We start from the raw sequence: 15473 nt of genomic DNA, 5'->3' as shown, positions 1-15473 counted from the left end.
TGGATGAATATACCTTAATGCCCCAGCTTGATCACCTTCAACAGCTGGCGGATATTGGCCTGCGAAATTTCAATGTAATAAATGCCCGGCAGGTAATTGCTTCCCAGCGTAACAGACGAATTAGGCGCTTGTCCCTGGCGGGTTTCCACGAGCGCGCCCGCGCTGTTGTACACGCGGATACCAATCGGCAGCTGGCGCTGGCTCACCAGCATCAGCACAAACTGGTGGAACGTAGGATTGGGCAGCGCCGTAGCGGCCAGGCCCTGGCCATGTGTCCAGGTCTTGTTGCCCGGCACCAGCACGTAAGCCTTTTCCACACTGGAATTACCCGAAGTATCGGTGGCGGTCACCGTTATCGTGTAAACGCGCCCGTTGCCAAGCGGGTTTCTTTGCGCGCGGAGCTTCACGGTATTCGCATCCACCACCTGCCAATCCGCGTTTCCGTTATCCGGCTCGTTGCTGGTCACGGTTACTGTGCGCGTTACCGGACCACAGTCCGTTGCGGTATAGTTAAGCGCCACCGTCACCATCTTGTTGTTCGGCGTATTCAGCAAGCCCGGCGAAGGAATGACTTCCGTGAAAACGGGCGGCAGCGTGTCTTTCAAACCGATCGTCAGCATCGCGGTATCGGATTTTCCGCCGGCGTTGGTGGCGATGAAATACACGTTATCGTGATGCCGCACGCGGCTGCCCGGCACGGGATATTGCGTAACTACGACACCTTCCGGGTTGTCTACCGTTACCGAATCGCGGTAATCCGGCAAAGGAGCGCCACATTCCGCATCCCCGAAGAGCCACTGGTTGCCCGGCCCCTGGATCGTGGGCGCAAGGTTAGCCGCCAGGCCGGAACGCGGACTCTCGTTATGATACCGGTCGAGGGCCGTCACGGCGTAATAGTAAGTTACCCCCGGCAAGGCGGATGTATCCGTATAGCTGACGGAATCCACCGGTGTTACCGCCAGGAACTGGTCCATGGAACTGGTGTCGATCACGGGCGTGGTGGAGCGGTACACGGCAAACTGGCGCGCCCTGTTCAGCTGATCGCCGGGGTCGCCGTTGTGCCACCAGAACAATTGCACATCATCGCCGGCCTGCACGGCATTCAGCCCGAACGGCGCCGCCGGTGCGATGCTGTCGCGCCATTGCATCGCGGGCAGCAACGCCGGCTTCGCGTACATGAACAGCCGCAGCGAATCGCGGAAACCTTTGCGGGTATTGACGCGCATGCTGGTGGTATTGTACACCGACTGCCCGTACACGTTGGCATGGCTGCGGTTCATCCGGATCTGGCGCGGGATCTGGGTGGAATCTGTCCATCCCGCTCCGGCGGCCGCATCACCCATTTTGTAACCGGCGATACCGATGTAAATATGACGGCCGGCAGCCTGATTATTCCACCAGGGTACGATCACGCCGTAGTTAGCGCCCGGCTGCCCGATCCACCAATACACCTGCGGCATAATATAATCGACCCAACCTTCCCGCAGCCAGCGCTTCGTGTCGGCATACAGGGTGGTATAGTGTTCCAGCCCGCCGGTCGGCGAACCGATGTCGGGATTGGTACTGTTGCGGTAGATGCCGGAGGGGCTCACGCCGAATTTCACCCAGGGCTTGATGGTTTTGACACTGTCGTACACCCGCTGGATGAGCAGGTTCACGTTGTCGCGCCGCCAGTCGGCCTTCACGGTAAACCCGCGCGGATAATCGGCGAAAGTGGCCGAATCGTTGTAGGGCGCCGTTCCTGCGGGGGCGTTGGGGGGATAGAAATAGTCGTCGAAATGAATGCCATCCACGTCATAACGGTGCAGGATATCCGCAATCACGGCCGAGATGTGGTCGCGTACGGGCGGCAACCCGGGATCGAGGACGCGGAGGGTACCCTGGCTGAGGAGCCATTCGGGATGCGCCTTGGCCACATGCGAGGCGGCGAAGCCCGGGAGGTTGTTGGCATTGCCCACGGCGCGATAGGGATTGATCCAGGCGTGGAATTCCATGCCGCGTTTATGGCATTCCTCGATGGCGAAGGCCAAAGGGTCCCAGGGCGATGAAGGGGCGTTGCCCTGTGTGCCGGTGAGGTCGGCCGACCAGGGTTCCAGGGTGCTGGCGTACATCGCGTCGCACTGGCTGCGCACCTGTACGTACAGCGCGTTGAGGCCGGTGGCGCGGTGGTGGTCGGCGATGGCGATAAAGGCGGCCCTTTGCTGGGCGGGCGTGTGCGACCGGTTGGGCCAGTCGATATTGAGATAAGTGGCTACCCAGGCGCCGCGGAGTTCACGTTTCGGGGGCGACTGCGCCAGGGTGATGGCCGGGAAAAGGCTGCAAAGCAGCAGGATACGTAAAATTCCAGGCATTGGTAAGGGGTTTGGTTGATGTGATGAAACAGGCTTTCAGTGTATAAGAGCGTTTCATGAGCCGTAACCGTTACGCCTGCCTAAAAATAAAAGGCCGCCCCGGCAAGGGAGCGGCCGCTGCGGCGGTGAGCCTGCAGTGTTTGTGCTCAGTCTGTGATTTTTCACGCGACCTCAGGGCAACTGAGCCACTTTTCCTGCGAGGCCTGCGCTCGGGATATGGCCATTTGTAACCTCCCATATTGCTTCCTGGGCCACGGCAAGGCTATGCACGTCGGCCAGGGATTTACCTTCCAGCGTCATCAGCAACGCCTGCAGGTCGTAATTGCCGGACACGGGGCCGAAGCGGTAAGGCCCTTCGGGACCGGCCTTTGGAATGGACTGGTACAGTCCGAAAAGATCGAGGTGGAATCCGGCGGTGGCGCTGGCGGGTATGTTGAGCTCTACTGGGCGCGCCAGCAGCGCGTCGTTGGAATGGTCGTACCGGTTCTGGAACACGAGCCCGGCGGGCAGGGTTACCCTGACGGCGGCTGCGGTGTGGTTGCGGAGGCGGAAGCGCAGGCGCACGAGGCAGCCGTCGCCGAGGCGTTGTGCCTGGGGAGCCGCATCACAGGAGCAGGCCTGGGCGTTGTGGCCTTTCATGGAGCCGGCCGTCAGTGTGATGCCCGCGGGCAGCCGGAAGGTTTCGCCTTCTATGTGGAATGGCTTCGGGGCCGTACCTGTTGCGGGAGCCTGCGGGGCCGGGTGCTGCTTCGCCCGGGCGGAACGCTTGCCTGCGGCGGTTGCCAGCAGAATGAAAGGGATAATGGAAAGGAATAGCAGGGTTAACTTTTTCATGATCTTGTTTTTGTCGCCGCAAAGATAGACCACCCTCCCATCCCCCCTGCTACGCGAAACGGATACTTTCCTACGACAAACGGATTTCTTCCCATCACTCAGTTATTTTTTCTTTCAATACATTTTGAAAGTTCAAAACTTACTTATACATTTGATTCATCAAACACGGTCACCTATGAACACGACGGCTTACCTCGTTTACGGCTGCATCACAGGCCTGATCACCTTCCGGGTGGGATGGATCTTCTTCCGTAACGGCCGCGCTTTCATCCTCCACCTGTTGCAAGGCAATGCTACCCTCACGGACGCTATCAACCGCATCCTGCTCACCGGGTATTACCTCCTGAACCTCGGCTACGCCGCGCTCATGATCCGCAACTGGGAACGTGTCGACAACTGGACCGGCCTGCTGGCCAGCGTTTCGGAAATGACTGGGCGCATCGTGCTCACGCTCGCCATCATCCATTATTGCAACATGGCAGGCATTTACTTCTTCAGCAAAAAACATCATCCGATACCTCATTCCTAAATCCATTTCATCATGACCACCACTTATCACTTCCTCGCCTATCTCGTATACCTGCCCGCGGTGCTCGTTCTCACCTGGTTCGTGGCCCACACGCTTTTCCGCAACAGCCGCGTGTTCATGCTCGACATTTTCAACGGGAAAACGGACATCGCCCTGGCCACCAACAAATTATTCGAGACCGGTTTTTACCTCCTGAACCTGGGTTGCGCATTTTACATCATGACCATCACGCAGGAGGTGCCCGACCGGCAAACGATGCTCGAAGCCCTGAGCACCAAGCTGGGCGGCTTCTGCATCTACCTGGGCATCATGCTGTTCTTCAACCTGTACCTCTTCTTCCGCGGCCGCCGGATCAGTAAGCAACGGGCACGCCAGGCCCAGCTTTTAGCAAACCTGCGCCAAACGCCGCCCGCACCCTGACCAGCCTTTCATCCCTATTACCCGGCCGGAAGTCCGCCAGCAGCGGCTTCCGGCTTTAGCATGCGGCCAAAAGCGGAATTAGCGCGGATTTAATGGATGAATCGTGCCCGCAGTGCCGGATTTATCCTTATCTTTACATATTACCTATATTTAAAAAAGCATATATACATTGTATTTTCACGAATTTGATTTTGACGATGATCTGTTGGATGGTATAGATGCGATGGGCTATAAAACCGCTACACCGGTTCAGGAACAAGTTATCCCCGTCATTTTATCCGGCCGGGACCTGATCGCCTCCGCACAGACGGGCACCGGTAAAACGGCAGCCTTCCTGCTCCCCACCATTCAGAATATCCTCTCCCATACAAATGACGACCACCAGATCAATTGCATGATCATCGTTCCCACACGGGAACTTGCCGTGCAGATCGCCCAGGCGCTGGAAGGCATGTCGTATTTCACCAACATCAGCTCCATCGCCGTATACGGCGGGGGCGACGGCGCTTCTTTCGCCATCGAAAAGAAAGCCCTGTCCACCGGCGCCGATGTTGTCATCTGCACCCCCGGCCGCATGATCGCCCACCTCAATATGGGCTACGTGAAGCTGCAGGGCCTGAAGTACCTCATCCTCGACGAGGCCGACCGCATGCTCGACATGGGTTTCCACGACGATATCGAGAAGATCATCTCTTTCCTTCCCAAAGACCGCCAGACGCTCCTCTTTTCCGCCACCATGCCGGAAAAAATGCGCAAACTGGCGCTCAAAATCCTCCAGGATCCCATCCAGGTGAACATCGCCATCTCCAAACCGCCAGAACGCATCAAACAGGAAGCGTTTGTGGTGCATGAAGAACAGAAAGTCCCCCTGGTCAAGCATATCCTCAGCAGCCGCCCGACCGAAAGCGTCATCGTTTTCTGCTCCCGCAAGCAAAACGTGAAAACGCTCGCCGCCGTGCTGCGCCGTGGCAAATTCACCGTCGAGGAAATCCACTCGGACCTGGAACAGGACAAACGCGAGCAATCGCTCCTGAACTTCAAAAACGGCAAATCCAAAGTACTCGTGGCTACCGATATCCTCAGCCGCGGCATCGATATCGAAGACATCGACCTGGTGATCAACTACGACGTGCCCAACGACGGCGAGGATTACATCCACCGCATCGGCCGTACCGCCCGCGCCGCTACTGACGGTACCGCATACACGTTCATCAGTCCCAAGGAACAGGGCCGTTTTTCCCGCATCGAAGAGCTGCTGGGCAAACCGGTAGACAAAGCCACCGTGCCCCCTGAACTGGGGCCCGTACCCGAATACACCCCCAAAGTCCGCAGGCCGGGCGGCGGAGGCGGAAACGGTCGCGGAGGCAGCCACCATCGCGGCGGAAGCAGCGGAGGCGGACAAGGGAAGCCACGCAACGGTCAGAAACGAAGAAATAATAATAATCGTCCCAAACAACAAAAAAAGCCATAAGATCAAGTCTTATGGCTTTTTCTTTATTGTCTGATTTCCCCTCGTCTATTCAAATTTCAATTTCACGATCCGGTTGGCAGTACGGCTGTCGAACGTGTCGAAGTTGCCCACCAGGATCACCGCATTTTCTCCCGGAACATTCATCATTTCCATCACCGTACCGTCGTCGGACGCCGTTGCATAGCGCAGGCCGCCGATCGCGTTGTACGTTTGGTGAACAGACCCGTCCGGGTTCAGCGCGATGAAGTTATTGCGCGACAGATTGGCGAATTTCCGGAAAGTACCCGTAAGGAGGATAACACCGTTGGGCAGTACCCCGATCTGGTCGATCTTGGTACCATCGGGCCCCGCTCCTACGCTGAAACCGGGGTCCACCGCGCCATCGGGCAGCAGCCGGGTTACGCGGTTGGCCAGCTGGCCGTTGAACCGGCTGAAGCCGCCCGCCAGGATGATCTTCCCGTCTGTTTGCACGAACAGGTCGTAAATGAGCAGGTCCGCGCCGGAACCGGGCTGGAACGAATTATCCAGGGTACCGTCTGCATTGAGTCGCGCGATACGCGGCGCTGGCTGTCCTTTGTAAGTGGTGAAGTTCCCCGCGATAAGGATTTTACCATCGGGCAGCAGGTGCGATTTGTAAATACGCCCGTTCACCGTCGGCAACCCGCGATGTGCGTTCAGGTCGTAGTTCCAGGAGGTATCCAGCACGCCGTCGGGGTGCAGTTTGATGATATGCTGCACGAAAGTGGAATCCAGGTGCATGGAATCCACGCCGGCGGTGGATGTGAGGTTGAAGTCGGGTTTCACGTAATAACGGAAATCGCCCACCGCCAGGATCTTTTCGTCGGGCAGGATATGCAGGTTATTGATCACGCCGCGCACGCCGCCTGCCAGGGACGAAGTAATCCCCGTGTTCTGGGATGGCAGGATGATGATGCTGGAGTCCATCGTACCATTGAAGTTCAGCTTCGCGATGCTGTACACGTTTTGGGTACGCGCATAACGGTTGAAACTTCCCGCCACCAGGAATTTCTGCTCCTGCGGCAGGTAAATGGAACTGTACACATCGCCCTGGGGGCCGGTTTGCCAGCCATATTCCCAGTTATTATCGATCGTTCCGTTGGCGTTGATGCGGGCCATACGGTTTACCCCCCCGGCCTTTTTGGCATCGTCGTAGTCGTTGAACCGGCCGGAGATGACGTATTTACCATCATTAGCCGCGGTAATGTAGGTGATGAGGCCGTTGGCGCCGCGCTGGCTGTTAAACGTCGTATCTACCTGCAACTTTCCAAACACCCGGAAAAAAGGCCCGAAGTAGAACTCATCGCCTACTTTGGCGTTGATCGCGCCGGAGCTGGCCATTTCTGGGATTTTGATTTTAACCGCGGAGTCGGTGACTTCCAGGATCTCCGCCTTCTCGCCGTTAAACAGGATTTCGAGTTTGTCTTTATGTTTGAGGAATCCAGTCCCGCGCACCAGCACTTCGTCGTTCACGTATCCCTTTGCGGGGTTCACGGAATTTTCGGCGAAGATGATGGAGGCTTCCACGGGGTCGCCGTAAGGGTTTTTCCCGTCGCTGTCCACCGATTCCTTCGTACAGGCTGCAACGCCGGCGATCATCGCCAGCGCCAGCATTCCCTGGTATATTTTGCTTTTCATGAGTTACGTTATTCTTTGGTCCTTAAATAATCGAGTGCCACGCGCCTGAATTCGCCTCCGCGGAAGCCGAGGGTATGCAGGTAGTTAAGTGCGTGGACCACCCCGTTATGCGGCTGGATGTCGGAAGAAGCGACGCGGATGTTGCTGTTATTCCTGAAATCCGTCGGGTCAAACGTGACGTCGGTCAGGTAGAGTATCCTGGGGCCGATGGCTTCCACACCGCGATAGTTCGTGTATTCGAGACCTATATTCAGGATGTAACCGCTCAGCATCACATAGTTGATCCCGGGGAAAGCGCGGATATTCTCGCGGGCCACCCTGGGAAAGGATCCGGCCATACGTTTGCCGCGCAAAATGTACATGCTGATGAATTGCTTCCATACTTCAGGACCAATATCGTCCATCGTAACGGAATCTTCCTGCGCCGCGAAACGATGGGCGTTCACTTCATTCATCGCCGCTTTGATGGCGTCGTCGGTAAATGCGAAAAAAGTGATGGTATCGTTGGTGAACATGTCCTTCATTCCCGCCAGGTCGATAACATGCTTGACGCTGTCGAAGTACATGGTTTTTTCGGTGAGGTAATCGTAAATAGTGCCATTATAGACCGGGTTGGCCAGTCCGCCGTCTTTGTAATACTCCTTCTTGCAGGAGGTAAACAGCAGGCAAGCGGCGGCCAGGATCGGCAGGCAGGCGAGTGTCTTTTTCATACGCTTCATAATTGACGGGTTATTGTGCCCAATAGGCGGTTTGGGTGATCTTCGGATTTTTCCGCATGGCTGCGATGGGAATGGGCCAGGTCCAGGCGCCGCGGTCGAATTCATCCTGCGACAATGCGTTTTCGCATTGCGAGATGTCGGTCACGCGGCCGGTGCGCACCAGGTCGAACCAGCGGTGGCCTTCGCCCCAGAGTTCTCTCACCCTTTCGAGGAAAATAGCGTCTTTCAGCACCTGCCCGTCGATCCCTACAAATTCGCTGGCCTGCGCGCGGCGGCGCACTTCGTTCAGCAGTTCCCTGGCGCCGTCGCTGTCGCCCGTATTCGCCAACGCTTCCGCGCGGAGGAGCAACAGCCCGGAATAGCGGAAAACGATCATGTTGGCATCATACCGGCGGGCGATCGGGTCCGAAACGCTGGAATACTTCAGGAACATCTGCGATTGCGGATTCACGGAATTATACGGATCGTCGAACCACAGTGTGAAGCGGTTGTCGGATTCTCCGGGAGGATACAGGATGTCGAGGTATTCGCGTTTGATCGTGATTTCGCTGCCCAGGCCGCCGTATACGTTGGTGGCGGAAGCGATGATCGGCTGATGCAGCACCCATTGCGAAATGAAGTTGCCGGTGATGTTCCCGTAGTTCACGTCCATCGAAATTTCCCAGATACCCTCCTCCGAACGGCCTTTGAAAATGTTATCGATCAGCTCGTCTTCATACGGCAGCAGTTTATACACTTTCAGGTCCATCACTTCCTTGCAGGCCGCCGCAGCTTTGCGGTTCAGTTCTTCCGCCCGCGGTTTGTCGAACCCTGCCTGCCACATGTACATGTGCGCCATCAGGGTCAGCGCCGCGCCTTTGGTGGCGCGAACGGCGCGGAAAGTAGGGTCGTTGTAAACCACCGGCAGCGCGTCTGCCGCCTTGCGGAGGTCCACGATGCAGGAATCGAGAATGTCGACATGGCTGATCCTGGGTTTCATATCCAGCTCATAAGGCGAAAACTGGAACGGTACATTCCCGTAGTTCTGTACGAGGCAGTAGTACACATAGGAACGCACGAACCGTGCCTCCCCGATCAGCTGCGCCTTCTCGATGTCTCCGATCTGGCTGGCGTTCATCCCGCCGATGCGGGCTACGGCCAGGTTGGCGGCGGCAATGGACTTCCACCAGGTTTCCCAGTTCTCGCGCGGCACGTTGGCGCCGTCGGTCCCGGTAATTGCGGAACTACGGAGATCGTTCTGGGCGATCGCGCGGAAATTGTTCTTGTTCCAGAAATCGTAGTTCCCGGGGCGGAAGTCCGCAAAGTTATATTGAATGCATTTGGTATACTGATCGCGTAACTGCGAGTAAGCCGCATTCACGCCCATGCGGGCGTCGTTGGCGTTCCTCCAGTAATCCGCTCCCGTGAAACGGTCGTTGGGCTTCACGTCCAGGAAGTCTTTGCAGGAACTGAGTCCGGCTCCGGCCATCACTCCCGCTAAACAACATATTGATAACCACCTTTTCATATTCTGTTTTTTACTTCGTTAAAATTCGGCTGTAATACCCGCGGTATAAGTGCGCGCGTTCGGATAGCCATTGATATTGTCGCGGCCCAGCTGGCTCACGCTCTCGGGGTTCGGTCCGGAATAATTGGAGAAGATCGCCACGTTGAACGCCGTTGCATACGCGCGCAGCGAGCGCAGCTTCGCTCTCTTCATGAAATTGAAATCCCGGAACGTATACGCCAGCGTAATCTGGTTGATCTTGAAGTAAGAACCGTCTTCTTCCCACAACGACTGGTCGGCACGGAAAGGACGGATCTGCCCGTTCCTCCACACATAGTAAATGTTGGGGTACTTCGACTGATCACCGGGATTTTTCCAGTAATCGAGCAACTCCAGGTCATAGATATTGATACCGCCGCCGGGCTCGCCGGAATATTCGAGGTTGGCGGGCTGCGTCATTTTCATGAGGCGCGCCGTCATCGCCGTGTTCACGATGGTACGTTTGGCCAGGTATGATGCAAATACATTCAGCGAGAAGTTCTTGTAGCTCCAGGTTGAGCTTACACCACCCGTTACGAGGGGCTCCGGGTTGCCGGAAAGAATGTTGTCGTCGCGGTCGTCCAGGAAATAGTCACCGTTGATGTCGCGCCAAACGGGGTCGCCGGCCTGGAAGTAAGTAACGCCGTTGCCGCGGTTGGTTTTGTAGCGCACGCCGCGTACCGGATCCACCGGCACTTCGGTATCGTATTGGTAAATGCCGTTTGTCTGGAACACATAGTTGCTCATCGGGTTGCGGCCTACCTTGCGCGCCAGGTCGATGTAGAACGGCGCGCCGTCGTTGTAGCGCGACATTTGCATATCCCCGGGCAGCTTGGTGATCACGCTGCGGGCGATGGCGCCGTTTACCGTCACGCTCCACGAAAAGCCGCCGGCTTTAGTGGATACGAAAGGCCGGCCGGTGAGCACCATCTCATGACCATAGTTCACGATGGCGCCGCCGTTCACCTGGATCCTGCCGTAACCGGTTACGTCAGACAATACCTGGTCCTGGAGGATGTTGTAAGTTTCCTTGAAATAGGTATCGTAGTTGAGCGATACCCTTCCTTTGAACATGCTCGTTTCGAAACCGAAGTTGTACTGGTAAGCCTTTTCAGACTGCAGGTTCGGGTTCGGCATGATACCCCAGTCGGGACCGATTGCAGGCATGTTGTTGTAATCGGAATAGATGTTGTAGAAGCCGAGCGAGTTCACGCGGGTGGAAGCCGGACGGCTGTTGATCCCGTAAGAACCGCGGATAGAACCGTAGTCGATGAAGTTCAAATCCCTGAAAATCGACTCCTTGGTAAAGTTGTACCGCAAGCCGATGGAGGGGTTGATGGCATAACGGCTGGAAGTACCGGAATTGGAGTTACCGTCTGCCCGGTACGAGAGGTCGATATTGTATTTCGTGCGGAAGTTGTAGGAAAGCACCCCGGCGAAGGATAGCGCGTGATAGGTGGCGCTTTCGGAAGTGCCGTTCACGTTGTGGCCATCCGGATTATTCCAGGGGTTGCCCGGGTAAAAGCGGGGGCTGTAGCCGCGGGGCCCCCAGTAGAAGTCGCTCGGGCCGTTACGCATGTCGCGGATGTGGTCTTCCCGTTCCTTGATGTTCGCTTCCGTGAAAGCACTCAACAGCACGTTGTGGCCTTTTTCGGTATTCTCTCGGTTCGAGTTGAAGTTATACGCCAGGCCGTTGCGGGTGTTCAGTTCACCCCGGCGGGAAACGTACCCGTACACCATCGTCTGGTTGTTGTTGCTGAACGCCTGGTTGAAGCGGTCGCGGGTGTCGGTATAGTAATCGTAGGAAGTGGCGGACGTGAGGCGGAGGCCTTTGAACAGTTCATAATCCACGCTCAGGTAAGAGCGGATATTCACCGTGTTGTTATCATCCACGTTCTCGATATACGCCCTCAATTCCGGGAACTCCAGGAAGTGAGACGGGCCAGGCAGCAGGGAGCTGGTGAAAGCGTTGCCCGCGCCGTTGCCGGTGAGGCCGCCGCCATTGCCGCGCTGCTTCTGGCCAAGCGCCGCGAAAAGCTGGCCGCTGATGCGGAGGCGGTCGGTGGGCATGAGGTTCAGCTGCATGTTGGCGACGTACTTGTTAAAACCGGTGTTCTTGATGATACCCTGGTTCATCTGGTACGAGAGGTTCGCCTTGTAGTTCATCTTAGTGTTGCCACCGCTGATCTGCAGGTTGTTGTTGGAGTTGATGGTTCGCTGGTAGAAAAGTCCCTGCCAGTCGGTACTGTTATTGTAAAACCCGTTCAAACTGTCGGACAGGAACTGTGCATTCGCGAACTGTTGCTTCGCGAGGAAATCGTATTCGCTGTGGTTGAGGATCGTGTAGGTCCGGAAATCCCTTTCCAGATTGCCGCCTTGCACCGGCCGCAACTGCGGCGGGGTGTTGAGGAAGATGCTGTTGTTCAGGTTGATGATGGGAACGGCCGAGTTCCCACGGCGCGTCGTGATCACGATTACACCGTTGGCCCCGCGGGAACCGTACAGCGAAGCCGCCTGCGCATCCTTGAATACCTCGATCGATTCAATATCCTCCGGAGGCAGCAGCGAAAGCGGGCCGGTGGCCGCGCCGGGCTGAAGCATCGACTGATCGATACCGCCGTCATAATCCACCGGCACGTTGTCGATCACGAGCAGGGGATTGGAACTGGAAAGGAAAGCCTCATCGCCGCCGCCCGAAATGTTCAGCTGGGAAATACCGCGGATGTTGATGGAGCCGCCGAAACCCGGCGCGCCGCTGATATTCTGGATGTTCATCCCGGCTACTTTACCCTGCAGCAATTGCTCCAGGTTGGTTACCGGTACGTCCTGGATATCTTTTCTGTTGATCATCGACACCGCGCCTGTCACCGTTTCCTTGCTGCGCGTCTGGTAACCCACGATCACGGATTCCTTGAGGAATTTCTCCGCGGGCGACAACGACACGTTCAGTTCGGCTTTGCTGGCCTTGAGTACCCTGTCTTCGTACCCTATAAACCGGAACAACAGGTTTTTATTCAATTCAATGGTAACGGTAAAATTACCGTTGGGATCCGTCACGGCAAGACCTTTCTTCAGGTCTGCATCCACGATGCTCACGCCGGGAATCCCCGAATGCGACTGCGCATCCGTGACCCTCCCCTTGATCGTGATCTTCTGCTGCGCCAGGGCTACGCCACACGCAAAAAGCAGGAAGACCGTACAAAGCGCCACCGCTTTTGGGTATATAATTCGCATATCAGTTTCTTTTTTACTTGGTGTTTACGAAATCAGTCGTCTTCGAATTTGGGCGTCTGCCTGAATTTGACGGCAATGGTCCATTCCCCGGGCTCGAGGATGGCGAACTTCAGGGCTACAAAGCCCAGCTCCTGCCGGCCGAAGTTCACGCGCTTGAAATCGAAATAAACCGTAGCCATGTCCAGCCCGCCTGAAACATCCGTCAACACCGGGAAAGGGTTCGGAATGTCGTAGGTAACGATGGTGCTGTCGGTGTCGAACCGGCGGTTAAAACCAAATTCCACCTGCGTGTTGGCCATCGGGCTGTAATAGTACATGCTGTCCCAACGCTGTACGTCGAACACGGTCAGGGGGATAACGGAAGAGTCGCGGTTGAAGAACCGGAAAGAAACCGTATTGGCGGCGTTGCCGGTTTTCACGAAAAATACGTCCACACTGTCTTTGGGCAGTACGCGTTGCATATAGTCGCGCACGTTCCGCGTATCATGTGCCTTCACCACGCCACCGCTTGTCAGCGGCTTCTGGATGCCCGTGATATCGTCGTGGGTGTATGGCTCGAAGGGGTGCGGACGGCGCAGGTCGAGTATCAGGTTAGAGAACAGGCGCTCTCCGCCGTTGTTCTTCACCCGCACATCGAAGTAATACACACCGTATGGCACCGTGAGCGAATCCACGTTCCAAAAGATGATCTCCCCGGAATTCTCGCGGATATCGAGAATGGGACGTTTGGCGGTGAAAGTTTTGTCGTAGATCTCCTGGATAGACTTCTCGTTGCCGGAGTACCAGGTTTTCCATTGCCGCGTATCCACGAGTGCGCGGAGCTGGGGCGCGGGCGATTTATCGCCGCTGCGCACGTTTTCGATCGTGAACGTGAGCGGCTGGGTGGAATAATCGGCGTTGAACACGTTGATGAAAGCATTGTTCTCGCCAAGCGTGGCGACGAATGTTTCCGTCGTGTAGTTCATGTTATTGCTGAGGTGATCCTTTTCATCGGGAATCAAATTCTTGTAACAGCCTGAAACACCCGCCAGCAGGGCCAGCAGCGGTGCGGCAAAGAATAAGCGCCTCAGTTCTCGTGTTGTTCTCTTTTGCATTCGGACTGTTTTTATTGGGCGATGAATTTGATTTGATAGAGGTTGAAACCGGCATCGCCATTCACATACTTCAGAATGTGACGGCCGGCGGTCAGGTGTACCACAGGACCGTTAAAGTCCTTGTATGTGCCATAAGCGCCTGTAACGGGTACGGCTACCGTTCCGGTGATGTCCGTTCCATCCATCTCCAGGCGCAGCTTGCCGGCGGCGCCGGTGCCGCTGGTGCGGAATACGATCTGGTAATCGCCATCTTGTTTCACATCCACCGAATATGTGAGCCATTCGCCTTTTACACCGTGGCTGATCGCATAAGTGCCGGGCATTTCATTTACTTTCTCACAGTCGGGGCCTTCGAACACGCGGTGCTCCGCTTTGCCATTGGCTTTGTTACCTTCATCGGAATCGTAGTAGGATTCGTTCGGGAGCCCAAAGTCGAATTCCGTTGCGAAAATGTTGCCCGGAATGCTGTGTGGCTGGATGTTGTAGGGCACCCGGTCCATGGGTATGAAAGCAAACCTGCCGGCATTGTATCCGCCTGTTTCCAGGTAATGATAGATGGTTTTGGTACCCTCTGTCAGCTGGATATTATCAACCATCAGCGTTCTCCAGTTCTGATATCCGCCGGATTTCGGCACTACCATACTACCGGAAACATTCACATCATCCACTTCGATCCGCAGGCGGCCGTGGTCGTTCGGGGATGCCACCTTGCAATACAGGCGGTAGCGGCCGGCATAGTTCACCTGAACGGTAAACCGCAGCCACTCGCCGATGTTGGTGTAACCCGTGTTATACAAGCCTTCGCTGCAATTGTCCAGGTCCACGCCTTCGTCTTTCCGGAACGAAGATGTCCCTCTTGCCGCGATTTCGTTGTCGTGATAAGCAAGCCCTTCGCCGCCGTGGTCGTAATACCCCAGCTCGATGTGCCCGGGGATGGGCAGCGGGTTGGCGAAATAAGGCCGGCGAACAGGCGGGTAAGACATACGGGAGAAAGAAGAAAACCCGAAGATGTGCTTGGGCTCCAGCATGTGCACGATGCCGCTCGTGGTTTTGAGGTTGGCGGCTTCCGTCGTTGCCATCACCCAGTTTTTCATGATACGGCTTTCGTTCTTATCCGAAAACTGGATCACGGTAGACCCGCCGCCTTCGATGCCCGAAGCCGTGGTGATGATGGCCTTGCCGTTCATCTCATACCCGTAAGGCGTCACCAGGTTCATGCCATCTGCATAACGCAGCGTATCCAGGTCGTAACGGCCTTCGAGCATGTAGCGCGACAACAGCGTGTCCCAGATGCCGATGCGGATGCTGTCCACCGTCCAGTTGCCGGGATCGCCGCGCTTTTCACGCGTAAAATTGACGTCATACATCGCCGCCCTGATGGAAAAATCCTGCGGAACAAAGAAGGTCACATTGCCGGCTTTCAGCTTGTCAGCCAAACCGGTTTTGTCAAGCAGGTAAATAAGTGTATCGTACAAGCCGCCTTTGTTGGCGCTTTTGATAAAGTCGTAAGTCGACATGTTCACTTCCCGGACAGGCTGCATGTCGCGGTATTCGACATTCTTTTTCTCACAGGAAAAAGTAGCGGCCAGCATAGTGGCGGCGAGAAGCGGGATACTGAAGGAAAACTTTTTCATATGTCC

General features: G+C 56.1%; 11 protein-coding genes. 3 read left to right on the top strand and 8 right to left on the bottom strand.

Annotated elements, in window-relative coordinates; translation table 11 throughout:
- Positions 1–14 precede the first annotated feature (14 nt).
- Positions 15–2351: a family 10 glycosylhydrolase gene (locus tag WJU16_RS24030; RefSeq protein ID WP_341835896.1), complete on the bottom strand. Its 2337-nt coding sequence runs from the start codon at positions 2349–2351 to the stop codon at positions 15–17.
- 171 nt (positions 2352–2522) lie between these two features.
- The gene (locus tag WJU16_RS24025; RefSeq protein WP_341835895.1) at positions 2523–3185 is read right to left on the bottom strand and encodes a hypothetical protein; all 663 of its coding nucleotides are present in this window, start codon (positions 3183–3185) and stop codon (positions 2523–2525) included.
- 175 nt (positions 3186–3360) lie between these two features.
- On the opposite strand from WJU16_RS24025, the gene WJU16_RS24020 reads away from it, so the two are divergent.
- The 3 genes from WJU16_RS24020 to WJU16_RS24010 all read left to right on the top strand — a co-directional run bounded on the left by WJU16_RS24020 (position 3361) and on the right by WJU16_RS24010 (position 5605).
- Positions 3361–3714: a hypothetical protein gene (locus WJU16_RS24020; protein WP_341835894.1), complete on the top strand. Its 354-nt coding sequence runs from the start codon at positions 3361–3363 to the stop codon at positions 3712–3714.
- A gap of 12 nt (positions 3715–3726) precedes the next feature.
- Positions 3727–4134 (top strand): hypothetical protein, encoded by a 408-nt coding sequence (locus WJU16_RS24015; RefSeq protein WP_341835893.1) that lies wholly within the window; start codon positions 3727–3729, stop codon positions 4132–4134.
- A gap of 169 nt (positions 4135–4303) precedes the next feature.
- Positions 4304–5605, top strand: coding sequence for a DEAD/DEAH box helicase (locus WJU16_RS24010; RefSeq protein WP_341835892.1), 1302 nt, complete (start codon positions 4304–4306; stop codon positions 5603–5605).
- 45 nt (positions 5606–5650) lie between these two features.
- Here WJU16_RS24010 and WJU16_RS24005 read toward each other — a convergent pair whose 3' ends face one another.
- From WJU16_RS24005 to WJU16_RS23980, 6 genes are read right to left on the bottom strand one after another with little or no spacing between them, the layout of a single operon-like run.
- Positions 5651–7261 carry an IPT/TIG domain-containing protein gene (locus WJU16_RS24005; protein ID WP_341835891.1) on the bottom strand — a complete coding sequence of 537 codons (1611 nt, stop codon included), beginning with the start codon at positions 7259–7261 and terminating at the stop codon, positions 5651–5653.
- Positions 7262–7269: 8 nt separating this feature from the next.
- A complete protein-coding gene (locus WJU16_RS24000) occupies positions 7270–7971 on the bottom strand; it encodes a hypothetical protein (RefSeq protein WP_341835890.1) in 702 nt (233 codons plus the stop codon).
- A gap of 19 nt (positions 7972–7990) precedes the next feature.
- Positions 7991–9448 carry a RagB/SusD family nutrient uptake outer membrane protein gene (locus WJU16_RS23995; protein WP_341835889.1) on the bottom strand — a complete coding sequence of 486 codons (1458 nt, stop codon included), beginning with the start codon at positions 9446–9448 and terminating at the stop codon, positions 7991–7993.
- A 57-nt stretch (positions 9449–9505) separates the two neighbouring features.
- Positions 9506–12739 (bottom strand): SusC/RagA family TonB-linked outer membrane protein, encoded by a 3234-nt coding sequence (locus WJU16_RS23990; RefSeq protein ID WP_341835888.1) that lies wholly within the window; start codon positions 12737–12739, stop codon positions 9506–9508.
- Between the two features lie 32 nt (positions 12740–12771).
- A complete protein-coding gene (locus WJU16_RS23985) occupies positions 12772–13833 on the bottom strand; it encodes a DUF5007 domain-containing protein (RefSeq protein ID WP_341835887.1) in 1062 nt (353 codons plus the stop codon).
- Positions 13834–13844: 11 nt separating this feature from the next.
- Positions 13845–15467, bottom strand: a complete 1623-nt coding sequence (locus tag WJU16_RS23980; RefSeq protein ID WP_341835886.1) for a carbohydrate-binding protein — start codon at positions 15465–15467, stop codon at positions 13845–13847.
- Between the last annotated feature and the right edge of the window lie 6 nt (positions 15468–15473).

The organism is Chitinophaga pollutisoli (genome assembly GCF_038396755.1).
GTDB classification, from domain to species: domain Bacteria; phylum Bacteroidota; class Bacteroidia; order Chitinophagales; family Chitinophagaceae; genus Chitinophaga; species Chitinophaga pollutisoli.
The sequence above is the reverse complement of the archived record's forward strand: the minus strand, read 5'-3'. Positions and strand labels throughout refer to the sequence as shown.